The organism is Lacisediminihabitans sp. (genome assembly GCF_043726815.1).
Classification (GTDB): domain Bacteria; phylum Actinomycetota; class Actinomycetes; order Actinomycetales; family Microbacteriaceae; genus Lacisediminihabitans.
The window spans coordinates 90,333-113,076 of sequence record NZ_JAYSJZ010000058.1; the positions used below are offsets into that span (position 1 = coordinate 90,333).

21 protein-coding genes are annotated in these 22,744 nt (G+C 67.9%); 11 read left to right on the plus strand and 10 right to left on the minus strand.

The window, feature by feature from the left end; genetic code table 11:
* Window positions 1-437 precede the first annotated feature (437 nt).
* On the plus strand, window positions 438-1,328 hold the full coding sequence (locus ACHZD8_RS07965) for a hypothetical protein (protein WP_394769680.1): 891 nt from the start codon (window positions 438-440) through the stop codon (window positions 1,326-1,328).
* A 336-nt stretch (window positions 1,329-1,664) separates the two neighbouring features.
* Here ACHZD8_RS07965 and ACHZD8_RS07970 read toward each other — a convergent pair whose 3' ends face one another.
* From ACHZD8_RS07970 to ACHZD8_RS07990, 5 genes are all read right to left on the minus strand, one after another.
* A complete protein-coding gene (locus tag ACHZD8_RS07970) occupies window positions 1,665-2,381 on the minus strand; it encodes an HAD family hydrolase (protein ID WP_394769682.1) in 717 nt (238 codons plus the stop codon).
* On the minus strand, window positions 2,378-2,944 hold the full coding sequence (locus ACHZD8_RS07975; RefSeq protein ID WP_394769683.1) for a GNAT family N-acetyltransferase: 567 nt from the start codon (window positions 2,942-2,944) through the stop codon (window positions 2,378-2,380). The genes ACHZD8_RS07970 and ACHZD8_RS07975 overlap by 4 nt, the downstream gene beginning before the upstream one ends.
* A complete protein-coding gene (gene trpS / locus ACHZD8_RS07980) occupies window positions 2,941-3,948 on the minus strand; it encodes a tryptophan--tRNA ligase (RefSeq protein ID WP_394769684.1) in 1,008 nt (335 codons plus the stop codon). Before trpS ends, ACHZD8_RS07975 begins: the two co-directional genes overlap by 4 nt.
* 210 nt (window positions 3,949-4,158) lie before the next feature.
* Window positions 4,159-5,007 carry an exodeoxyribonuclease III gene (locus tag ACHZD8_RS07985; protein WP_394769685.1) on the minus strand — a complete coding sequence of 283 codons (849 nt, stop codon included), beginning with the start codon at window positions 5,005-5,007 and terminating at the stop codon, window positions 4,159-4,161.
* Window positions 5,008-5,017: 10 nt separating this feature from the next.
* Window positions 5,018-6,010, minus strand: a complete 993-nt coding sequence (locus tag ACHZD8_RS07990) for a YihY/virulence factor BrkB family protein (protein ID WP_394769686.1) — start codon at window positions 6,008-6,010, stop codon at window positions 5,018-5,020.
* 79 nt (window positions 6,011-6,089) lie between these two features.
* Here ACHZD8_RS07990 and ptsP point away from each other — a divergent pair, with 79 nt between their 5' ends.
* A complete protein-coding gene (gene ptsP / locus ACHZD8_RS07995; protein WP_394769688.1) occupies window positions 6,090-7,730 on the plus strand; it encodes a phosphoenolpyruvate--protein phosphotransferase in 1,641 nt (546 codons plus the stop codon).
* A gap of 587 nt (window positions 7,731-8,317) precedes the next feature.
* Here ptsP and ACHZD8_RS08000 read toward each other — a convergent pair.
* Genes ACHZD8_RS08000 through sdhC form a run of 4 tightly spaced genes read right to left on the minus strand, consistent with a single transcriptional unit; the run spans window position 8,318 to window position 11,785 of the window.
* Window positions 8,318-9,073, minus strand: coding sequence for a succinate dehydrogenase iron-sulfur subunit (locus ACHZD8_RS08000; protein WP_147785002.1), 756 nt, complete (start codon window positions 9,071-9,073; stop codon window positions 8,318-8,320).
* On the minus strand, window positions 9,073-10,893 hold the full coding sequence (gene sdhA, locus ACHZD8_RS08005) for a succinate dehydrogenase flavoprotein subunit (RefSeq protein ID WP_394769690.1): 1,821 nt from the start codon (window positions 10,891-10,893) through the stop codon (window positions 9,073-9,075). Before sdhA ends, ACHZD8_RS08000 begins: the two co-directional genes overlap by 1 nt.
* Before the next feature lie 11 nt (window positions 10,894-10,904).
* Entirely contained in the window at window positions 10,905-11,354 is a 450-nt protein-coding gene (gene sdhD, locus ACHZD8_RS08010; protein WP_331899523.1) for a succinate dehydrogenase, hydrophobic membrane anchor protein, read from the minus strand.
* A 2-nt stretch (window positions 11,355-11,356) separates the two neighbouring features.
* Window positions 11,357-11,785 carry a succinate dehydrogenase, cytochrome b556 subunit gene (gene sdhC / locus ACHZD8_RS08015; protein WP_394769719.1) on the minus strand — a complete coding sequence of 143 codons (429 nt, stop codon included), beginning with the start codon at window positions 11,783-11,785 and terminating at the stop codon, window positions 11,357-11,359.
* 186 nt (window positions 11,786-11,971) lie between these two features.
* Between sdhC and ACHZD8_RS08020 the strand changes: the two genes are divergently transcribed.
* The 8 genes from ACHZD8_RS08020 (at window position 11,972) to ACHZD8_RS08055 (ending at window position 20,620) form a co-directional block, all read left to right on the plus strand.
* Window positions 11,972-13,093 carry a mannose-1-phosphate guanylyltransferase gene (locus tag ACHZD8_RS08020; RefSeq protein WP_394769691.1) on the plus strand — a complete coding sequence of 374 codons (1,122 nt, stop codon included), beginning with the start codon at window positions 11,972-11,974 and terminating at the stop codon, window positions 13,091-13,093.
* Window positions 13,094-13,276: 183 nt separating this feature from the next.
* Window positions 13,277-14,383, plus strand: coding sequence for a BMP family protein (locus ACHZD8_RS08025; protein ID WP_394769692.1), 1,107 nt, complete (start codon window positions 13,277-13,279; stop codon window positions 14,381-14,383).
* A 119-nt stretch (window positions 14,384-14,502) separates the two neighbouring features.
* Window positions 14,503-16,023 carry an ABC transporter ATP-binding protein gene (locus tag ACHZD8_RS08030; protein ID WP_394769693.1) on the plus strand — a complete coding sequence of 507 codons (1,521 nt, stop codon included), beginning with the start codon at window positions 14,503-14,505 and terminating at the stop codon, window positions 16,021-16,023.
* Entirely contained in the window at window positions 16,020-17,321 is a 1,302-nt protein-coding gene (locus ACHZD8_RS08035; RefSeq protein ID WP_394769694.1) for an ABC transporter permease, read from the plus strand. The genes ACHZD8_RS08030 and ACHZD8_RS08035 overlap by 4 nt, the downstream gene beginning before the upstream one ends.
* 5 nt (window positions 17,322-17,326) lie before the next feature.
* Window positions 17,327-18,619, plus strand: a complete 1,293-nt coding sequence (locus tag ACHZD8_RS08040) for an ABC transporter permease (protein ID WP_394769720.1) — start codon at window positions 17,327-17,329, stop codon at window positions 18,617-18,619.
* On the plus strand, window positions 18,616-19,026 hold the full coding sequence (locus tag ACHZD8_RS08045) for a cytidine deaminase (protein ID WP_394769696.1): 411 nt from the start codon (window positions 18,616-18,618) through the stop codon (window positions 19,024-19,026). Before ACHZD8_RS08040 ends, ACHZD8_RS08045 begins: the two co-directional genes overlap by 4 nt.
* A 2-nt stretch (window positions 19,027-19,028) precedes the next feature.
* Window positions 19,029-20,327, plus strand: a complete 1,299-nt coding sequence (locus tag ACHZD8_RS08050) for a thymidine phosphorylase (protein ID WP_394769698.1) — start codon at window positions 19,029-19,031, stop codon at window positions 20,325-20,327.
* Entirely contained in the window at window positions 20,327-20,620 is a 294-nt protein-coding gene (locus ACHZD8_RS08055; RefSeq protein WP_394769699.1) for a hypothetical protein, read from the plus strand. The genes ACHZD8_RS08050 and ACHZD8_RS08055 overlap by 1 nt, the downstream gene beginning before the upstream one ends.
* A gap of 15 nt (window positions 20,621-20,635) precedes the next feature.
* Here the strand turns inward: ACHZD8_RS08055 and ACHZD8_RS08060 are convergent, their stop codons facing one another.
* On the minus strand, window positions 20,636-21,580 hold the full coding sequence (locus tag ACHZD8_RS08060; protein ID WP_394769700.1) for a nucleoside hydrolase: 945 nt from the start codon (window positions 21,578-21,580) through the stop codon (window positions 20,636-20,638).
* 43 nt (window positions 21,581-21,623) lie between these two features.
* On the opposite strand from ACHZD8_RS08060, the gene ACHZD8_RS08065 reads away from it, so the two are divergent.
* On the plus strand, window positions 21,624-22,742 hold the full coding sequence (locus ACHZD8_RS08065; RefSeq protein ID WP_394769701.1) for an adenosine deaminase: 1,119 nt from the start codon (window positions 21,624-21,626) through the stop codon (window positions 22,740-22,742).
* Window positions 22,743-22,744: the final 2 nt, after the last annotated feature.

Consider the following 22,744-nt stretch of genomic DNA (forward strand, 5'->3'; position numbering starts at 1 on the left):
CCCGCCCCGCAACCCCCTCCCGCCCCGCGTGCTCCCGCCCCGCAACCCCCTCCCGCCCCGTGCATAACTCCTGCAATTTGTGGCGCGATCGCCCTCTGCCCGTGTGATTCCGGGGCACCGCGATCGCCGCCGCGACGATTGCAGGAGTTGTGAACTTGGGCACGTTGCCACGTGCTCAACGGGCATGACTAGCGGGCGAGCACTTCATGCTCTCGACATTCCCACGCCTATATGTCATAACTCCTGCAATTCTTGGCGTTGGCACTCTCTGCCCCCGTGTTTCCGGGCGCGGTGACCGTTGGCGCACACGCACTGCAGGAGTTGTGAACGGGAGACTGGCGGGCGCAACGGGCGCAGCGCGTTCATTAGCCCGGCCGTCATCCACAGATTGCATTTCGGTGGCTTGTCGGTCCGCAGTCCGGACAAGAATGCCGTAGATGGAGTGGCAGCAGGTTTTCGACCTTCTTGGTCTCACGGTGGCGAGTCGACACGAGCTGATGGGCGCGGGAGCAACCGGGCACGATCTGACGGTGGCGGTGAACTCGAGACGGCTGGTGCGGATTCGTCGAGATCGCTATGCGCTCCCGGACACCGCGCGGCCGATCCAGGAGGCCATCCGAATCGGCGGGCGGCTCGGCTGCGTTTCGGCGTTGAGCCACTACGGCGTATTCGCGTTCGACACCACGTTCGCGCACCTTCACCTCGGGCGGGATGCCTCGCGGCTGCGATCGCCGCGCAATCGATTCGCCACTCTCACCCACCAGAACCGGGATGGGGTTGAACTTCATTGGAGTCCGCTTCTCGAACCAGAGGGCGGAAGCGAGGTTGCAATCGGCCTCAACGATGCGCTCGCCCAGTCCCTACGCTGTCAACATCCCTGGCACGCGATCGCGTCGCTGGACAATGCGCTGAATGAGCGCTTGATCGACGAAGCCGACTTAGCCGAGATATTCGCGAACGCCCCGCTTCGCTGTCAAACGCTACGCGGACAGGTCGACGGACGAAGCGAGGCCGGTCAGGAGAGCGTGCTGCGATTGATCATGCATTCCGTAGGGCTGCAATGCGAACTTCAGGTGGTCGTTCCTCGGGTGGGGCGGGTAGACCTTATTGTCGAGGGGATTCTCGCCCTGGAAGCCGACAGCCGGCTGGCTCATGATGGTTGGGAGCTACACGTCAGGGACCGGGACAGGGATCTGGAACTCGCCCGTCAGGGCTACATGAGCCTGCGCCCGGTCTACCACCGAACAATGTTCACACCAATTGACGTGCGCGACGCCGTGCTCAATCTGCTCGCGGCGTGGAACCACCATCGCGTGGTGCTCCTCTAGGTTTCTCGTCACCCTCGGGGCAGCTCGCTCGGCTGCCGATGCCCGGTTTTCGCCACTTCGGTCCGTCGTTGAAGAGTTGTGTGCGCGGGATGCTGCCCGCGACGGAGAGTGTTGGATCCCTGGCTTGCGTCCGGCAGCCCGGACGCGACGCAGAATCCAACTCCCGTACCGTGCATAACTCCTGCAGACTCCGTGCGTGAGCCTCGAAATCCAGCCTTGTGGACCCGTCGGGCACTAAATTGCAGGAGTTATGAAACCGGGGGAGGACGACGAAGGGTCAGCCCCAGCGGGACGAGCGCGCACAGGTTCCGCTCCGGAGGGCGGAGGCGAGGGCCGTCAGCGGTGCAATTCGTCGAGACTCGAGATGACCCGCACCCCGGATGCCGCTGCCGCGCCCAGCTCCTCCGCCGTGGCCACCCCCAGGCGGTCGATCCACACCCCGGCGAGGCCGGCGGAGGCCGCGCCTATCGCATCCGTCTCCAGCCGATCCCCGACATACGCGGCGTCGGACGGCTGGACCCCGAACAACGCGCAGGCGTGCTCGAAGATCCTCGGATCGGGCTTCGCGTACCCGAGCTCGCCGGAGGCGATCACGTGTTCGAGCCGGAGCGTGAGCCCCATCCGGTCGAGCTTCGCCAGCTGGAAGCGCAGGTCGCCGTTGGTGATGATGCCGATGCGGACGCCCCGCGAATCGAGTTCGTCGAGGCAGGGAAGCGCGTCGTCGTGCAGCGTCCAGGCGAGCTGGTACTGCACGAGGTAGTCGTCGAACCACTGGTCGGCCTCGTGGTCGCTCGCGAGATCGAGGCCGTACGGCTCGACGAAATCGCGCGCCCGATGCCTGCGCTGTTCGAGAAAGTCGAGCTCTCCGGCGAGGTAGCGCGCGTAGTGGTGCTCCTCGAGGTCGTGCCAGCGCGCGAGTTCGGCGTCGTCGTCGGCCTCGGCGAGAGGAGTGCCGATCGCCCGGCGGTGCGCCGTCACCCCGAGTCCGACGGCCCGCCGGTGGGCGAAGAGCGTGTCGTCGAGGTCGAAGAGCACCACGGGGGGAAGCGTCACAGAGGCCAGCCGTCCACCGGGATCCGCGAGTCGCCGCGCAGGAGGCTCGCCTGCCAGGAGTCCAGCCGTTCCCCGCGATGCACGAGGGATCCCCGCATGGTGCCCTCGAAGTGGAATCCGGCCCGCCAGGCCACGATGGCCGACCCTATGTTGTCCACCACGGACTCCCAGTGCAGACGCTCGAGTCCGAGTCCGTCGGGCTCGAAGCCGTACTCCGACACGGTCTGCAGCGCCTCGGACATGATGCCCTGCCCCCGCCACGGCGTGCCGAGCCAGAAGCCGACGGTGGCCGAGTGCACCGGTTCGAGCCGCAGCTCGATCACGCCGGCGAAGAGGCCATCCACTCGAATCGCCCAGAGGATGTCCGTGTCGGACGCCGCGGCGGCACCGGCGTAGTCAGTGACGTAGCCCTCGGCATCGCTGAGGAGGTACGGAGCCGGCACCGGCACGAAGCGTTGCAGGTCGGCGTCCTGGCAGTACTCGAAGACCGCGGCGGCATCGCTCGGCAGCACGGAGTCGAGCACCAGCCGTTCGGATTGGATCACCGGGGTGAGCACCGTCACCGCCTCGGCAGCAGCCCGACGCGGTCGTACACCGTCGCGAGGGTGGCGTCGGCGATCTCCGCCGCCCGGTCGGCGTTGCCGGCCAGCACCCGGTCGAGCTCGGCGGGATCGGCCAGGAGCTCGAGGGCACGGGTGCGGATCGGGGCGAAGGTCTCGACCACCACGTCGGCGAGGTCCTTCTTGAAGTCGCCGTAGCCGCGACCGGCGTACTCCGACTCGAGCGACTCGATCGGACGCCCGGACAGCACGGAGAACACGGTCAGCAGGTTCGAGACCCCCGGCTTCTCGGCGACGTCGTAGACGACCTCGCGACCGGCATCCGTCACGGCGGACTTGATCTTCTTCGCGGTGACCGACGGCTCGTCGAGCAGCCACACCACTCCAACGGGGGACTCGGCCGACTTGCTCATCTTGGACGTCGGGTTCTGTAGGTCGTAGATGCGCGCGGTCTGCTTGAGGATGAGCGGCTCCGGCATCGCGAAGGTGGGCCCGAAGCGCGTGTTGAAACGGTTGGCGAGGTCGCGGGTGAGCTCCACGTGCTGCTTCTGGTCGTCGCCGACCGGCACGGCGACGGCGTTGTAGAGCAGGATGTCGGCGGCCATGAGCGTGGGGTAGGCGAACAGCCCGACCGAGGCGGCATCCGTCCCCTGCTTCGCGGCCTTGTCCTTGAACTGCGTCATGCGGCTGGCCTCGCCGAAGCCGGTGATCGTGTTGAGGATCCAGGCGAGCTGCGGATGCGCGGCCACGTGCGACTGCACGAAGAGGGTGGACACCTCGGGGTCGATTCCCGCGGCGATGTACTGCGCCGCGGTGCGCCGGGTGTTCTCGCGCAGGGCGGCCGGGTCCTGGGCGACGGTGATCGCGTGCAGGTCGACGATGCTGAAGATCGCGTCGTGGGTGTTCTGGAGTTCCTTCCACTGCAGCAGCGCGCCGATGTAGTTGCCGATGTGGAGCGACTCGGCGGACGGCTGCATGCCGGAGAACAGGCGGGGCTTAGAACTCATGGGTCCAGTCTTTCAGTTTGAGGGAGCAACGCGCGAAACGAGGTGCTCCCGATGAAGCCGTAGTGGCCGAAGGATCCGACGAGCGACGAAGTCGCAAAGTCGCAGCACGGAAGTCGCGGCGAACGGTTGTGGCGGCGGGGGCGTGGCGGGCCTCTATGGGCGGAGCCGGCACAACCGTTCGCCGCGACCCCCGAGTAGCTTGGCGAAAAACTACACGAGATAGTCGACGACAACCGGAGCGTGGTCCGACCATCGGGTGTCCCACGCCGACGCCCGATCCACCGAGTAGTCGGTGACGGTCGCCGCGAGCGCGGGGGAGGCCATCTGATAGTCCAGTCGCCAGCCGGTGTCGGTGTCGAAGGCCTGCCCGCGCTGGGACCACCAGGTGTACGGGCCGTCGACCTCGCCCGCCCACGTGCGGCCGACATCCACCCAGCCGAGCCCGCGACGGGTCTTGCCGTCGACGCAGGCCACGTTCTTGCCGGCCGGTCCGAAGAACTTGTCGAAGTAGGCCCGCTCCTTGAGCAGGAATCCGGCGCTCTTGCGGTTGCCCCGCCAGTTCTTGATGTCCAGTTCGCGGTGACCGACATTGAGGTCCCCGACCACGACGGCGTACGGCGTGTGCGCCGAGAGCTCGGGAAGACGGCGGGACATCGCGTCGAGGAACTTGTACTTCTCGATCATCTTCGCCGGGGTATCGGCGTCGCCGGAGTGCACGTAGGTGCTCACCACGGTGACGACGGCGTCTCCGACCCGGTAGTCCGCCTCGAGCCAGCGACCGGCGCTGTCGAACTTCTCGTCCCCGAGGTCCACGCGGTGGATCTCGGCCGAGCCGCGGCTGGCCAGCGCCACTCCGGCGCGACCCTTGGCGGTGGCCGCGTCGTGCAGGATGTTCCACTCCGGCCCGAGGAGACCCTCGAGGTCTTCGGTGGCGGCGCGCACCTCCTGCAGGGCGAGGATGTCGACGCCGCGGCCGTCGAGCCAGTCGCCCATGCCCTTGCGGTAGGCCGCTCGCACCCCGTTGACGTTGACCGTGGCGATTCTCAGGGGGGTAGGCATATCCGAAAGTTTAGCGAGCGCGACCGACAGCCCGGGCCCGGCGGGCGCGGAGCGGGCGCGGCGGCACCCGCACCCCGCCCCGTCTGGAGAACGTCGAGGCGTCTTCGCCGTGGTCCGCCATGTCGACGGCGATCCAGGTGGCGGAGATGAGAAGAACCTGGCAGACGAGGCCGAACCAGATCAGCAGCCCGAGGATCACGGCGAAGGAGGCGAGCAGCGGATTGCGCCCGGCGCCGCCGATGATGGTGGCCCCGAGCACCTTGAGGATGCCGAGGGCGAGCGCCCCGAGCACCGACCCGCTGAGCAGCCTCCGCGCGGGCAACCGCTGGCCGGCAAGCACCCTGAACAGGGTGGCGAGCACCGCGGTGTCGATCACGAGCACCACCGTCAGACCGATCACGCGGGCCACCGCGTCCGCAAAGGCGGACTGCCCGTCGATTCCGATGAGGTCGAGCAGAAAGCTGAGCGCACTCGTGCTGAACACCGAGATCGCCGCCGACAGCACGGTGACGGCGCCGAATCCGACCACGAGGCCCAGGTCCCGGAGCTTCAGCAGCAGAAAGAAGGTCTTGTCCGGCGGCAGGTCGAACACCGTGCGCACCGAGGCCCGGGCGGCGCCGAACCAGCCGAGGGTGGTGAAGAGGAGGGCCACGAGGGCGATGACTCCGCTCCAGGTGAGGGTGCTGGAGGTGAAGAGGTCGTTGATGTTGATGGCCCCACCGGTGCCGTCCCCGGTGTCGATGAGTCCGGGCACTGACGTCGAAACGGTGTTCACCACCGCATCCCGCAACTGCGGGTCCGCCTCGATGTAGAGGCCGAAGATGGTGAATCCCACGTACAGGCCGGCGAACACGCTGTACAGGGCGGTGAGGCTCAGCCCGGCCGCGAGAATCGGGCCGTTCTTCTCCGAGTAGTGCACGAACACGCGTGCCACGCGCAGGCGCTGCACCCGAACAATGAGGCTCTGAATGCGCGCGTACAGGCGCTTCACTTCCGCAACCATGGGTCCCCTCTCCACTCGCTCCAGCCTATCCAGCGGCCCGGTAGAGTGGCGCACACAGCGGACTCGAGGGAGGACACCCATGGATTTGCACGGCATCGGCGTGGGACGGGGAGTCGCGGTCGGCCCGATTGTGAGGATGCCGGATCCGCTGCCGGAACCGGCCGACCTGACGCGCGCGGGCGACGCCAGCGCGGAGTTCTCGGCGGTGTCCGAAGCCCTGGCAGCGGTCGCCGTCGAGCTGCAATCGCGGGGCGAGAAGGCCGGCGGTGCGGCCAGGGACGTGCTCGAGGCGGCCGCGCTGATGGCGCAGGATCCCTCGCTCGTCGACGACATCCAGTCCCGCATCGATGCGGGCAAGACCGGCGAACGCGCGGTATTCGAGGCGTTCGGGGCGTTCCAGGACATCCTCACCGGCATGGGCGGCCTCATGGCGGAGCGCGCCACCGACCTCGCCGATGTCTCCCGGCGCATCATCGCCCACCTGCGCGGGGTGCCGGCCCCCGGCGTCCCCAGCTCGGACACGCCGTTCGTGCTGGTCGCCCACGACCTCGCCCCGGCCGACACCGCCCTGCTCGACCTCGGCAAGGTTCTCGGACTCGTCACTCGGGACGGCGGCCCCACGAGTCACACGGCCATCTTGGCAAGGGCGAAGTCGATCCCGGCAATCGTGGGCGTGGCCGGGGCGCTCGACTTGGCCGACGGCACCCTGGTGATCGTGGATGCCGGGGCCGGCCTCGTGCGGGTGGCTCCGACCGAGGAGGACCTCGAGCGTGCCCGGGCGACCATCGCCGAGCGGGCCGCCGTGGTTGCGGCGCCGATCACTCCGGGGGCGCTCGCCGACGGCACGGCCATCTCGTTGCTGGCGAATCTCGGCTCTCCGGACGATGCCGCGGCCGCGATCGCGCTCGGCGCGGAGGGGGTCGGACTGTTCCGCACCGAGTTCCTCTTCCTCGACGCGAAGACCGCGCCGTCGGTCGACGAGCAGCGCGCGCAGTATGAACTGCTTCTCGCGCAGTTCCCGGGCAAGAAGGTGGTGGTCCGCGCCCTCGACGCCGGGGCCGACAAGCCGCTGAGCTTCCTCAACGACGCCCACGAGGAGAACCCAGCCCTGGGCCTGCGGGGCATTCGCGCCCTGCGTGCGAGCGAGTCGATCCTGCGCGACCAGCTCACCGCGCTCGCCCTCGCCGCCGCGGAGACCGCCGCGGAGCTGTGGGTGATGGCGCCGATGGTGTCCGACTCCGAGGAGACCGAGTACTTCGTGTCCCTTTGCCGGGAGCTGGGCCTCACAACCGTGGGGGTGATGGCCGAGGTGCCGTCCCTCGCGGTGCTGGCCGACCAGGTGCTCGCCGTCGCGGACTTCGTGAGCATCGGCACCAACGACCTCACCCAGTACACCCTTGCCGCCGACCGGATGCTCGGCTCCGTCGCGCAGTTCCAGGACCCGTGGCATCCGGCCGTGCTGCGCCTGGTGAAGCTCCTCGGCGACGCCGGTGCCGCCGCGGGCAAGTCGGTGGGTGTCTGCGGCGAGGCGGCGGCGGACCCGCAGCTCGCCGTGGTGCTCGTGGGCCTGGGCGTGACGAGCCTCTCGATGACTCCGGCGGCGCTCGCCGACGTGCGGGCGGAGCTCCGCACGGTCACGCTCGCGGAGGCCGGGGAGCGCGCGACAAGGGCCCTCGCTGCCCGCACGGCCGCGGAGGCGCGCGCCGCCGCATCCGCCTGAGCAGGGCTCTTGCCGGCCGCCGCGCGGCCGCTGTGCTGCACGGCGCGCTGCTCGGTGTTTTCGCCGCTCTGTCTCTGCGCTGCTCTGCTCTGCTCTGCTCTGGGGTGTGCGTGCGCCTCAGGCAGGGCTCACCCGCCGTGTTCATAACTCCGGCAGTTTTTCCACAGCGGCGAAATCGCGCCCGTTTCGTCGGTGGCAGCGGGGCGTGGCGACACGAATTGCAGGAGTTATGCACGTGGCGGGCACGGCGCGAGGACGGGCGCGCACGGGGCGACGACGGGCGGGCAGGGGCGAGGGCGAGCGGGCACGTGGCGACGACGGGCGGGCACGGGGCGAGGACGAAAAGGCGCCGCGCGCGCCGAGCCGCCGAGCCTCGATGCGCAGCCCGGCCCACGCGCGGAACGCTCACCGACTCCGCGCACAACTCCGGCAATTTTGCCGGAGCAGCACGAAATGGCCCATATTCCCCGGGGTTTGCTGCGAGGAGCGGCGCGATTTGCAGGAGTTATGCACGCCGCAGGGAAGACAGGAGCCGGCTCAGGGGCCGTACGGGCCGCAGAAGTCGGGAACAGCAGGCAGTGAGGTGCCTACGGCTTGCCGCGCAGCACCGCCGCCTTAACCTCGGCGATGGCCTGGGTCACCTGGATGCCGCGGGGGCAGGCCTCGGTGCAGTTGAAGGTGGTGCGGCAGCGCCACACGCCCTCCTGGTCGTTGAGGATGTCGAGGCGCACCTCTGATCCCTCGTCGCGCGAGTCGAAGATGAACCGGTGGGCGTTCACGATCGCGGCCGGCCCGAAGTACTGGCCGTCGGTCCAGAAGACCGGGCAGCTCGAGGTGCACGCCGCGCACAGGATGCACTTGGTGGTGTCGTCGAAGCGGGCACGCTCCACCGGGCTCTGCAGGCGCTCCTTGTCGGGCTTGGACGAGGCGATGAGGAACGGCTGCACCGCCTTGAAGCTCTCGAAGAAGGGATCCATGTTCACGATCAGGTCCTTCTCGAGCGGCAGGCCCTTGATCGCCTCGACGTAGATCGGCTTCGAGATGTCGAGGTCCTTGATCAGGGTCTTGCAGGCGAGGCGGTTGCGGCCGTTGATGCGCATCGCATCCGACCCGCACACGCCGTGCGCGCAGGAGCGACGGAAGGTGAGCGATCCGTCCTGCTCCCACTTGATCTTGTGGAGGGCGTCGAGGATGCGGTCGGTGCCGCGCATCTCCACGTCGAAGTCCTGCCAGCGCGGCTCGTCATCCACCTCGGGGTCGAACCGGCGGATGATGAGGGTCGCCGTGAAGGTCGGGATGACCTCGGGGACGCTCGGGGAGTTGTCCAGGACCGCTGTGCTCATTAGTACTTTCTCTCCATTGGCGGGTAATTCGTGATCACGACGGGCTTCCAGTCGAGGCGGATGTGTTCCCCGGCGTCCGCGGACTCCGGGTCGCCGGTGAGGTAGGCCATCGTGTGCACGAGGAAGTTCTTGTCGTCGCGCTCCGGGTAGTCCTCCCGCATGTGGCCGCCCCGGCTCTCCTTGCGAGCCCTGGCGGAGTACACCAGCACCTCGGCGAGGTCGAGCAGGAAGCCGAGCTCCACGGCCTCGAGCAGGTCGGTGTTGAACCGCTTGCCCTTGTCCTGCAGGGCGATGTTCTTGTAACGCGCCCGCAGCGTCTCGATGAGCTCGGTGACTTCCTTGAGCGATTCGTCGGTGCGGAAGATCTGCGCGTTGCGGTCCATCGAGTCCTGCAACTCCTTGCGGATCACCGCGATCCGCTCGGAGCCGTCTCCGCTGCGCACCATGTCGAGGATCTTGCGCACGCCGGCCGCCGGGTCGTCCGGCAGCGGAACGAAGTCCGCCGTCTTCACGTACTCGACCGCGTTCTTGCCCGCCCGCTTGCCGAAGACGTTGATGTCGAGCAGCGAGTTGGTGCCGAGCCGGTTGGAGCCGTGCACGCTCACGCAGGCGCACTCGCCCGCGGCGTAGAGGCCGGGAACAACCTCGGTGTTGCTGCGCAGAACCTCGGCGTTGTTGGTGGTCGGGATGCCGCCCATCGCGTAGTGCGCCGTCGGCAGCACCGGCACGGGTTCGGTGTACGGCTCGACGCCGAGGTAGGTGCGGGCGAATTCCGTGATGTCCGGCAGCTTCTCGTCGATCACCGCCGGCTCGAGGTGCATGATATCGAGGTAGAGGTAGCCCTTGTCCGGACCGGCGCCCCTGCCCTCGCGGATCTCGGTGGCCATCGACCGGGCGACGATGTCGCGCGGGGCGAGGTCCTTGAGCGTCGGCGTGTAGCGCTCCATGAAGCGCTCGCCCGTGGCGTTGCGCAGGATGGCGCCCTCGCCGCGTGCCGCCTCGGAGAGCAGGATGCCGAGCCCGGCAAGTCCGGTCGGGTGGAACTGGAAGAACTCCATGTCCTCGAGCGGCAGCCCCTTGCGCCAGATGATGCCGACGCCGTCACCGGTGAGGGTGTGCGCGTTCGAGGTGGTCTTGAAGATCTTGCCGAATCCACCGGTCGCGAAGATGATGGCCTTCGCCTGGAACACGTGCAGGTCGCCGGTGGCGAGCTCGTACGCGACGACGCCGGATGGCTGCTCCGTGGTGACGCCGAAGGAGTCGGTTACCTCGGTCATCACCATGTCGAGCACGTAGAACTCGTTGAAGAAGTTGATGCCGAGACGCACGCAGTTCTGGAACAGCGTCTGCAGGATCATGTGGCCGGTGCGGTCTGCCGCGTAGCAGGCGCGGCGCACGGGCGCCTTGCCGTGCTCACGCGTGTGGCCGCCGAAGCGGCGCTGGTCGATCTTGCCCTCGGGCGTGCGGTTGAAGGGCAGGCCCATGTTCTCGAGGTCGATGACCGCGTCGATGGCCTCCTTCGCGAGGATCTCGGCCGCGTCCTGGTCGACGAGGTAGTCGCCGCCCTTGACGGTGTCGTAGGTGTGCCACTCCCAGTTGTCTTCTTCCACATTCGCGAGCGCGGCGGCCATGCCGCCCTGCGCCGCTCCGGTGTGCGACCGGGTGGGGTAGAGCTTGGAGATCACCGCGGTGCGCGCGTGCGGACCCGCCTCGATGGCGGCGCGCATGCCAGCGCCTCCCGCCCCCACGATCACGATGTCGAACTGGTGGTGGTGCACTCCGTCGATGATCGAGGAGGTGCCTTCCGCGTCTTCACCCATTGCGCGATGCCCTAGCCGGCCGGGCAGAAGGACGGCAGGAGGTCGGCTGGCGAGCCGGCGGGACAGGGGTCAAAGGTGTAGATCACGAGGGTTCCCAGCACGAGTAGTACGACGGCGGACGCGATGAGCGCGCCCTTGAAAATGACACGGAGGAGACGGTTGCTCGCATAGTCGTTCACGATGGTGCGCATGCCGTTCGCGCCGTGAATCAGTGCGAGCCAGAGCAGCAGGGTGTCCCAGATCTGCCAGAACGGCTGGGAGAGCTTGCCTCCCACGAAGGCGAAGTCGATGGCCTTGACGCCCTCGCCCGCGAAGAGGTTGACGAAGAGGTGGCCGAAGATCAGCACCACGAGCACGACGCCGCTCGCCCGCATGTAGATCCAGCCCCACTTCTCGAGGTTGAAGCGGCGTTGGCGGCGCACCGGCTGGGGGGCTCGGGGTGTTTCGATGGTCGCGCTCATGATCACGCACCTCCAAAGATGTGCATGAACTGTCTGGGCACGAATCCGATCAGCAGCAGCACCCAGACCACGACCACGATCCAGAACATGAGGCGCTGGTGCTTGGCGCCCACACTCCAGAAGTCGATCAGGATGATGCGCAACCCGTTGAGGGCGTGGAATCCGATGGCGACGACGAGCGCGGTCTCGCCGAGCCCCATGATGGGCGTCTTGTACGAGTTGATGACCGCGTTGTACGCCTCGGGGCTCACCCGCACGAGCGACGTGTCGAGGATGTGAACGAGCAGGAAGAAGAAGATCGAGACACCGGTGATGCGGTGCAGCACCCACGACCACATTCCCTCTCGACCCCGGTACAGGGTTCCCCGGGGAGCGCGTGGCGCCGAGATCTTGGGTAGTGGATACTTCTTTTCTGGCCTGGAAGCGGCCAGGGCCCCCGCCGACTTCTCTGGCACGAGCAACCCTCCTTGACGAGTGGTGTCCGCCCCGGCGTCGGGGCGGGTGACTGTTCGCGAGGCGAACGGATTCCAGTCTATTCCCGCTCGAAACCGTCGTCTGCCAAGGCTTGCCTAAATATCTCGAGATCGAGATATCCGGGAGCGTCTATGGTTGAGCGCATGGCTGAGCAACAGGACTTCCTCGAGCGTTTCTATAGCGTGATCCCGGCCGGCGGAATCGGATCGCGGCTCTGGCCGCTCTCTCGCGCCGATGCTCCCAAGTTCCTGCATGACCTCACCGGCTCGGGCAGCACGCTGCTCCGCGCCACCTGGGACCGTCTCGCCCCGCTCTCCGGCCCCGACCGCATCATGGTCGTCACCGGCCGCGCACACCGCGCCGCCGTCGAGGGCCAACTGCCCCAGCTGACGGATGCCAACGTCGTGCTCGAGAGCGAGCCCAAGGACTCTTCGGCGGCGATCGGGCTCGCCGCGGCGATCCTGGTGCGACGGGAGCCGGATGTGATCATCGGGTCGTTCGCCGCCGACCACGTCATCGCCGACATCCGCGGCTTCCGGCGCGCGGTCGTCGAGGCGGTGGCGGCGGCGGATGCCGGCTACATCGCCACCATCGGCATCACGCCCACCGAGCCGGCGATCGGCTTCGGCTACATCCACTGCGGGCCGAGGCTCGACATCCCGGCGGCGCCGAGCGCCGTGATGGTGGACTCGTTCGTGGAGAAGCCCGACCTCGCCACCGCCCAGGGCTACGTCGACGGCGGCGACTACCTCTGGAACGGCGGCATGTTCATCTCCCGCGCCGACGTGCTTCTCAAACAACTCGGCGAGACCGAGCCGGAGCTGCTCGCGGGACTCACCGAGCTCGCCGAGGCGTGGGACACCCCGCGGCGCGGAGCGGTCGTCGATCGGGTCTGGCCGGGCCTGCCCAAGATCGCGATCGACTACACCGTGGCCGAGCCGGCGGCGAAGGCCGGGCGGCTCGCCGTGATCCCGGGCGAGTTCGACTGGGACGACGTCGGCGATTTCGCGGCTATCGCGAAACTGCATTCCGGGGGACGAAAGTCGGATCTGGCGATCCTCGGCGAGAACGCGCGCGTGCTCGCCGACGCGTCCACCGGCATCGTGATCAGCCAGACCGGGCGCCTCATCTCGCTCATCGGAGTCACCGACATTGTGGTCGTCGACACCCCGGACGCGCTACTAGTCACGACGAGTGCAAATGCACAACGTGTGAAGGCAGTGGTCGATGCGCTCAAGCTCTCCGGCCGCAGCGACGTGCTTTAGCCCATACCCCCCGTTTGGCCGGGGTTTCCGGTGATTATTTCTGCAACATTTCGCGACCATCGCACCTTTGTAACCATTGGCTAACCGGGTACAAATACCCCCCGGTGCGGCACGTAACATTCGGTAACCTGTACACCACTACGGCCCCCGCAACCGTGCCGGGGCAGCACCTTGGAGGACACCTTGAGAATCACCTCACGAAAGGCCGTGCTGAGCGGTCTGGCCATGGCCGGAATCGCAGCAGTGCTCGCCGGATGCGCAGCAGCACCCGACGCCACGAAGACCACGGCCGCGGCCTCGAAATACCTCCCCTGCATGGTCTCCGACTCGGGCGGATTCGACGACAAGTCGTTCAACCAGCTGGGCCTCGAGGGGCTGCAGGCCGGGGCCAAGGCCATCGGCGCCAAGGAGAAGCACGTCGAGTCGAACGCCGACACCGACTACGCGCCGAACATCGACAGCCTCGTCGCCGCCAACTGCAACCTCATCATCACCGTCGGCTTCAACCTCTCCGCGGCGTCGCTCGCCGCTGCGAAGGCCAACCCCGACATCCAGTTCGCCATCATCGACGACGCGGCGGACGCCAACTTCGACGGCAAGGTCGACGAGCCGAACATCAAGCCCATCGTCTTCGACACGGCCCAGGCCGCCTTCCTCGCCGGCTACGCCTCGGCGAGCTACAGCAAGTCGGGAATCGTCGGCACCTTCGGCGGCATGCAGTTCCCCACCGTCACCATCTTCATGGACGGCTTCGCCGACGGCGTCGACTACTACAACAAGCAGAAGAGCAAGAGCGTGAAGGTCGTCGGCTGGGACGTCGCCTCGCAGAAGGGTTCGTTCACCGGCGGATTCGCGGCGAACGACACGGCCAAGAGCACGGCGAAGAACCTCATCGACCAGGGTGCGGACGTGATCTTCCCGGTCGGTGGACCCATCTTCCAGAGCGCGGGCGCGGCCATCACCGACTCGGGCAAGGACATCGCCCTGCTGGGTGCTGACGCCGACGTGTTCAACACCTTCCCCACCTACGACAAGCTCTACCTCACCTCGGTGCTCAAGGGCATCAAGCCGGCCACCGAGGCCGTCGTGAAGGCCAGCTCCAAGCAGGCCAAGGGCACCTTCGACAACGTGGCCTACGTGGGCAACCTCAAGAACGACGGAGTGGGAATCGCCCCGTTCCACGACTTCGCGTCGAAGGTCGACCCGAAGCTGAAGGGCGAGCTCGACACGATCAAGGCCGACATCATCAGCGGCAAGATCACGGTCAAGTCGTACCTGTCCGGCAACTAGCCCACACAGTTCCAACGGTCGGGGGGACCAGCGTCGCTGGTCCCCCCGATTTTCTGAGACCGGACACGGTGACGCGCTGCAGATCGAGGCGCGCTGTCGGGCCGGATAGATTGGGAAACATGAAGCTCGAACTGCGGGGCATCACCAAGACGTTTGGTGCCCTGGTCGCAAACGACCACATCGACCTCACGGTGGAACCCGGCGAAATCCACTGCCTGCTCGGAGAAAACGGGGCGGGCAAGTCCACCCTGATGAACGTGCTGTACGGCCTGTACCAGGCCGACGGCGGCGAGATCCTGCTGGACGACGTCGTCCAGCACTTTGCGGGCCCCGGCGACGCGATGGCCGCCGGCATCGGCATGGTCCACCAGCACTTCATGCTGATCCCAGTGTTCACCGTCGCGGAGAACGTGATGCTCGGCCACGAGAAGACCAAGGCTGGCGGGCGGCTGGACATCGCCGCCGCGCGCGAGCGGGTGCGCGCCATCTCGAGCCGGTTCGGTTTCGACATCGATCCGGATGCCCTCGTCGACGACCTCCCCGTGGGGGTGCAACAGCGCGTCGAGATCATCAAGGCGCTGTCCCGGGACGCAAAGGTTCTCGTGTTCGACGAGCCCACTGCCGTGCTCACGCCGCAGGAGACGGACGAGCTCATGGTGATCATGCGCCAGCTCAAGGAGGCGGGCACCTCCATCGTGTTCATCACCCACAAGCTGCGCGAGGTGCGCGAGGTCGCCGACCGCATCACCGTGATCCGGCTCGGCAAGGTCGTCGGCGAGGCCAGCCCCACCGCGACGAACACCGAACTCGCCTCCCTCATGGTGGGTCGCGCCGTTGAACTCACCGTGCACAAGGACCCGGCCAAGCCGGGGAACGCGGACCTCGTCGTGACCAACCTCTCGGTGATCGACCACCGCGGCCAGCTCGTGGTCAACAACGTGAGCTTCGAGGTGCACGCCGGCGAGATCCTCGCCATCGCGGGCGTGCAGGGCAACGGACAGACCGAGCTCACCGAGGCCATCATGGGCCTCCAGCCGCGTGTCACCGGGTCGATCATGCTCGACGGCAACGAGCTGCGAAAGGAGAGCGTGCGCACGATTCTGGATTCCGGTGTCGGCTTCGTGCCGGAGGACCGGTCGGAAGACGGCCTGATCGCAGAATTCACCATCGCCGAGAACCTCATGCTCGACCGCGCGGACGGCGAGCCATTCGTGAAGGCGGGCACCCTGCAGTTGGGCGCGCTCGCCGAATTCGCCGAGAAGACGATCGTCGAATTCGATATCCGCGCGCAGGGCATCGGCACGCACGCCGGCAAGCTCTCCGGCGGCAACCAGCAGAAGGTGGTGCTGGCTCGCGAACTGTCGAGGAGCCTGCGGCTGTTCGTCGCCGCGCAGCCGACCCGTGGCCTCGACGTCGGTTCGATCGAATTCGTACACACGCGCATCATCGCCACCAGGGATGCCGGCACCCCCGTGGTGGTCGTCTCCACCGAACTCGACGAGGTGGTCGCGCTCGCCGACCGCATCGCGGTCATGTACCGCGGAGGCATCGTCGGCATCGTCCCCGGAACGACCCCGCGCAGCGTGCTCGGCCTCATGATGGCCGGCGAACTGCCCTCAACCCCGGAGGTGGCCGCGTGAGCGACTCGCAGATTCCCACCCAGGGCCAGGTGCCAACGCCGGTCCAGGCCCAGGGGGAGCGTCCGGCCCCCGCGGCCGAGCAGCCGTCCCGTTTTTCGGGAGTGCTGCGAGAGATCGCCTCCGGCAACGCCCTCATCTCGGTGCTCGCCGTGGTGCTCGCCCTCGTGGCCGGCGCGGTGCTCATCGCCATCACCGACCCGGGAGTGCGAGCGGCATCCGCCTACTTCTTCGGCCGCCCCCTCGACACGATCAATGCCATCTGGACGGCCGTGAGCGGGGCATACACAGCCCTCTTCCAGGGCTCGATCTACAACTTCGGCCGCCCGACCTTCGCCGCCGGAATCAAGCCGTTCACCGAGACGCTCACCTTCGCCACCCCGCTCATCGCGGCGGGCCTCGGTGTCGCGCTCGCCTTCCGAGTCGGCCTGTTCAACATCGGAGGCCGGGGGCAGATGCTCATCGCCGCCGCCGCCGCGGGCTGGGTCGGGTTCTCGTTCGACCTGCCCTGGGGCGTGCACCTCGTCGTGGCCCTGGTCGCCGGAATCGTCGGGGGCGCCCTCTGGGGCGGCATCGTGGGCCTGCTCAAGGCGCGCACCGGAGCCCACGAGGTGATCGTCACGATCATGCTCAACTACGTGGCGTTCTACCTGATCGCCTACATGCTCCGCACCCCGGGTCTGCTGCAGGCGCCGGGCTCGAGCAACCCCAAGTCGCCCGCGATGAAACCGACGGCGGTGTTCCCGCATCTCCTCGGGCCCTCGTACAACCTCACGCTCGGCTTCATCCTGGTGATCCTCGCGACGATCTGGGTCTGGTACCTGCTCTCCCGGTCGAGCCTCGGATTCAAGTTCCGCGCCATCGGCGAGAACCCGCACGCGGCCCTGACCGCCGGCATCAACGTGAAGAACATGTACGTGTACGCGATGCTCATCTCGGGTGGTCTCGTCGGTCTGGCCGGGGCCAACCAGGTGCAGGCGTCGATCACCTCCGGGTTCGGGTCGGGCATCGACGCGGGAATCGGATTCGACGCCATCACGGTCGCCCTGCTCGGCCGTTCGAGACCGTGGGGTGTGTTCGTGGCCGGCATCCTGTTCGGAGCGTTCAAGGCGGGCGGATTCACCATGCAGGCCTCCCAGAACGTGCCGATCGACATCGTGCTGGTTGTGCAATCCCTCATCGTGCTGTTCATCGCGGCGCCGCCGCTGGTGCGGGCGGTGTTCAGGCTCCCGTCGCCCTCGGCGACTCCGCGGGTCGCACCGGCGAAGGTCTCAGGAAAGAAGGCGGTGGTGACCAAGTGACGACGGTGTCCGGCAACATCGCCACCCCATCCTCGAGTCCGGCATCGAAGATCGTGCTCGCGACCGCGGTCGTGAAGAGCTGGAAGAGCCCCATCGCTCTCGGCATCTTCGCGCTGCTCTCGATCGTGCTCTTCGGCGTGTTCGGACGGGAAGGGACGAGCAGCTTCCGGCTGTCGTCCGAGACGGACTTCGTGCAGCTTCCGGTGCTCGCGCTGCCGACCAGGGCGACGGGCATCGTTCTCGCCGTCGTGCTCGTGCTGATCGCCGCCTACGCCACCTGGCTCGCCTCACGGGCGCGACGGGTGAGCCTTTGGCTGATCGTGATCTTCGCCGTGATGTTCATGGTCGCGTTCCTCTCCTGGGCGTCCGCCGGTCACACCCTGCCGGTCGCCGGGCTGCTCGTGGGCTCGGTGGGGTTGAGCGTGCCGCTGATCTTCGGCGCGCTCGGCGGCGTGATCTCCGAGCGGGTCGGCGTGGTCAACGTGGCGATCGAGGGCCAGCTGCTCGCCGGCGCCTTCGTGTCGGCGCTCGTCGCCTCGGCCACCAAACAGCCGTTCCTCGGTCTGGCCGCGGCGATGGTGGCCGGTGCCCTCGTGTCTTCGGTGCTCGCGGCGTTCTCCATCAAGTACCTCGTCGACCAGGTGATCGTGGGCGTCGTGCTCAACGTGCTCGTGACCGGTCTCACCAACTTCCTCTACTCCACGGTGCTGAGCCCGGCCAACGAGACCCTCAACAACCCCGGAATCCTTCCCCGCCTTCCGATCCCGGTGCTCAGCGGCATCCCGATCATCGGGCCGGTTCTCTTCCGGCAGACGATCATCATCTACATCATGTACGTGGCCGTGATCGCCGTCTGGTACGGCCTGTTCCACACGAAGTGGGGGCTGCGCCTGCGTTCGTCGGGCGAGCACCCGCAGGCCGCGGACACCGTGGGCATCAACGTCAACCGCACGCGGTTCTGGAACGTGTCGCTCGCTGGAGCGATCGCCGGCCTGGGCGGGGCGTACTTCACCCTGGGCTCGATCGGAGGCTTCAGCAAGGAGATGACGGCCGGAGCGGGCTTCATCGCCCTCGCCGCCGTGATCTTCGGCCGCTGGGATCCGATCAAGGCCACCTTCGCGGCGCTGCTCTTCGGGTTCGCGACGAACCTGCAGAGCGTGCTGGCGATCATCGGCTCTCCCGTGCCGAGCGAGTTCATGCTCATGCTGCCCTACATCGTCACGATCGTGGCCGTCGCGGGTCTCGTCGGGCAGGTGCGGGGACCGGCCGCTGCCGGCAAACCGTACGTGAAGTCATGAGCGAGATCGACTGGGACGCCCTGCGGGCGTTCGCCAATGAGGCGATGACCCACGCCTACGCGCCGTATTCGAACTTTCCGGTCGGGGTCGCAGCGATCGTGGACGACGGCCGGGTGATCACCGGCGCCAACGTGGAGAACGCCTCGTACGGGCTCACCCTCTGTGCGGAGTGCGCGCTCGTCTCCAGCCTGCACATGACCGGCGGAGGTCGCCTCGTGGCCTTCACCTGCGTGGACGGCCACGGCAACATCCTCATGCCCTGCGGACGCTGCCGCCAACTGCTCTACGAACATTCCGCACCAGGAATGCTTCTCGAGACGGTGTCGGGCGTGCGCACCATCGACCAGGTGATCCCGGATGCGTTCGGGCCGCGCCAGCTCGCAGAATACGACAACTCGGGAGTCTGACCGTGGCCATCGAAGCATTCGACGTCGTCGACCTCATCCGCGTGAAGCGGGATCGCGGCGTGCTCAGCACCGAGCAGATCAACTGGCTCATCGACGCGTACACGCGCGGCTTCGTCGCCGACGAGCAGATGTCGGCCATGACCATGGCGATCTTCCTCAACGGCATGGAGCGGCGGGAGATCCGCGACCTCACCCTCGCCATGATCGCCAGCGGCGAGACCATGGACTTCTCCGGCCTCTCGAAGAAGACCACGGACAAGCACTCCACCGGCGGTGTCGGCGACAAGATAACCCTGCCGCTCGCGCCGCTCGTCGCGTCGTTCGGCGTGGCCGTTCCCCAGCTCTCCGGCCGCGGGCTCGGACACACCGGGGGCACGCTCGACAAGCTCGAGTCGATTCCCGGCTGGCAGGCCAACATCGGTCCGGCCAGGATGCGCGAGATCCTCGAGGAGGTGGGCGCCGTCATCTGCGCCGCCGGCTCCGGGCTCGCCCCGGCCGACGGCAAGCTCTATTCGCTGCGCGACATCACTGGCACCGTCGAGGCGATCCCGCTGATCGCGTCCTCGATCATGTCGAAGAAGATCGCCGAGGGCACATCGGCGCTCGTCCTCGACGTGAAGTTCGGCTCCGGCGCGTTCCTCAAAGACATCGAGCAGTCGCGAGAGCTCGCGCGCACCATGGTGGAGCTCGGCCTGGATGCCGGGGTCGCGACCTCCGCGCTGCTCACCAACATGAACGTTCCGCTCGGCCGGGCTATCGGCAATGCGAACGAGGTGCGGGAGTCGGTGGAGGTGCTCGCCGGCGGGGGACCGTCCGACGTGCGTGCCCTCACGGTGGCGCTCGCGCGAGAGATGCTCGCCCACGCCGGGCTGCCGGATGCCGATGTCGAGGCCGCCCTGGACGACGGCCGCGCCATGGACAGCTGGCGGGCGATGATCACGGCGCAGGGCGGGGACCCGGATGCCGCGCTTCCGGTCGCGCGCGAGACCCACGTCGTGCTCGCGCCGCGCTCGGGAGTTCTCGTCGAGCAGCTGGCGCTGCCGTTCGGAATCGCGGCCTGGCGGCTGGGGGCGGGACGCGCCCGCAAACAGGACCCGGTGCAGCACGCGGCGGGCATCGACCTGCATGCGAAGCCGGGCGATGCGGTGACCGAGGGGCAGCCGCTCTTCACCCTCAGCGCCGACGAGCCGGAGCGGTTCGCCCGGGCCATCGAGGCCCTCGACGGCGCGTACCGGATCGGCGACGCGGGCGACGACATCGTCACGGGCGGTCCGCTCATCGCCGAGCGCATCGGGGCCTGATGTCCGCGCGCACGACGTTCGACTGGTGGTTCCGCAACCGTGAGACCGGGCGGATCACCCTCGGCCAGTCGCCGAACCTGCCGATCAAGATCTTCGCGGCGACGACCGCGGTGGGCGTGCTGGTGCCTCGCGGGCCGGCGCGGGCGGCCTCGGCCGAGCTCGCGGTCGGGGTCCTGGCGTGGTGGGCAATCGACGAGATCGTGCGCGGAGTGAACCCGTATCGGCGGCTCCTGGGCGTCGGCACTCTCGCCTCGCTCGCGCTGCTCGCGGTGCGCGGTCCTCGGCGACGCTAGACCCCTCGCGGGCGGCTACTCCGGGTCGCCGATGCGCTCGAGCGCATCGACGATGAGCGCCCAGAACTTGGAGTGGTCCAGGTCGGTCGCGGCGTGGGTCGTGCAGTCGGCCGGCGCCGGCGAGCGGAAGTCGGCGACCGTCATGCCGAGGGTGAGCGTGCCGGTGAGCTCGATGTCGAGCGGCACGCGCACGACGGTCATCACCGTCGGGTCGATCACGAGCGCCACGGCGCACGGGTCGTGCACCGGCGGGTACTCGAAGCCCTGCGCCTGCCGGTAGGTCTGCCCGAAGAAGGCGAGCAGCTCCACCACGAAGCGCGCGGGGGCCGTGCCGACCGCCGCGATCGCGGCCACGACATCCGGGGTGGCGAGCGCCTGGTGGGTCACGTCCAGCCCCACCATCGTGAGCTTCCACTTCTCGTTGAAGACGATGTGGGCGGCCTCGGGGTCGATCACGATGTTGAATTCGGCCGCCGCGCTCCAGTTGCCCACGTGGTAGCCGCCGCCCATGAGCACGACCTCCTTCACACGCTCGACGATCCGCGGCTCCTTGCGCACGGCGAGGGCGATGTTGGTGAGGGCGCCGGTCGGCACGAGGGTGACCGTGTTCGGCTCGTTGGCCATGATGGTGTCGATGATCAGGTCGACGGCGTGCCTCGCGTCCGGCACGAGGGTCGGCTCCGGCAGGACGGGCCCGTCCAGGCCGCTCTCGCCGTGGATGGACGGCGCGGTCTCGGCCACGCGCACGAGCGGTCGGTGGGCGCCGGCAGCGAACGGCACGCCCGTGATCCCGGCGATCCGGGCGACCGCCAGCGCGTTGCGGGTCACCTTGTCGATCGTCTGGTTGCCGTGGACGGTGGTGACCGCCAGCAGCTCCACCGCCGGGTTGCCGTGGGCGAGGATGAGTGCGATCGCATCGTCGTGGCCGGGGTCGCAGTCGAGGATCATCTTGAGCGCCATATCGGCAAGGTTAGCGGCCGGCCGCAGCCGGTAGATTTGGAGCATGACCACTGCCCCCCAAGACTTCCTCCTGCCCAGTGGCGCGAACATCACCGCGCTGCCCAAGGTTTCGCTGCACGACCACCTCGACGGTGGCCTGCGGCCCCAGACGATCATCGAACTCGCCGAGTCGATCGGCCTCGATCTGCCGGAGACGGATGGCGCGGCCCTCGGGGAATGGTTCGCCGAGAAGTCGGACTCCGGTTCCCTCGTGGAGTACCTCAAGACCTTCGACATCACCACCGGTGTCATGCAGACCGAGGAGGGACTGATCCGGGTCGCACGCGAGTTCGTGCAGGACCTCGGGGCGGACGGCGTGATCTGGGGCGAGATCCGTTGGGCGCCCGAGCAGCATGTCGGCAACGGCCTCACCCTCGATCAGACCGTGGAGGCGGTTCAGGCCGGCATCGAGGAGGGCATCGACGACGTGCGCAACGCCGGGGGGCGCATCCGCATCGGCCAGCTCGTGACAGCGATGCGTCACGCGGACCGTGGGCTCGAGATCGCGGAACTCGCCGTGCGCCACCGCGGCAACGGCGTCGTGGGCTTCGACATCGCGGGCGCCGAGGCCGGCTTCCCGGCCGGCAACCAGCGCGAGGCGTTCGACTACCTCGCGCGCAACTTCTTTCCCACGACCGTTCACGCGGGGGAGGCCGACGGCCTCGAGAGCATCAGGGGCGCCCTGTTCGACGGCCGCGCCCTGCGGCTCGGGCACGGCGTGCGCCTGGCCGAGGACATCACCGTGGACCGCGAGGACGACGAGAACACCTATGTCGAACTCGGGCGTCTCTCGCAGTGGGTCAAGGACCGGGAGATCGCGCTCGAATTGAGCCCGTCATCCAACCTCCAGACCGGGGCGATCGAGCAGTGGGGCGACGACCTCATCGACCACCCGTTCGACCTGCTCTACCAGCTCGGATTCCGGGTCACCGTCAACACGGACAACCGGCTGATGAGCCGCACCAGCCTCAGCCGCGAGCTCGCGCTGCTCGCCGAGACGTTCGACTACGACCTGAGCGACCTCGAGGTGTTCCAGCTGAATGCGGCCGCCGCGAGCTTCCTGCCGCTCGAGGACCGCGAGGAGCTCGTCGACCTGATCACCGACGGCTTCGAAAGAGCCTAGCC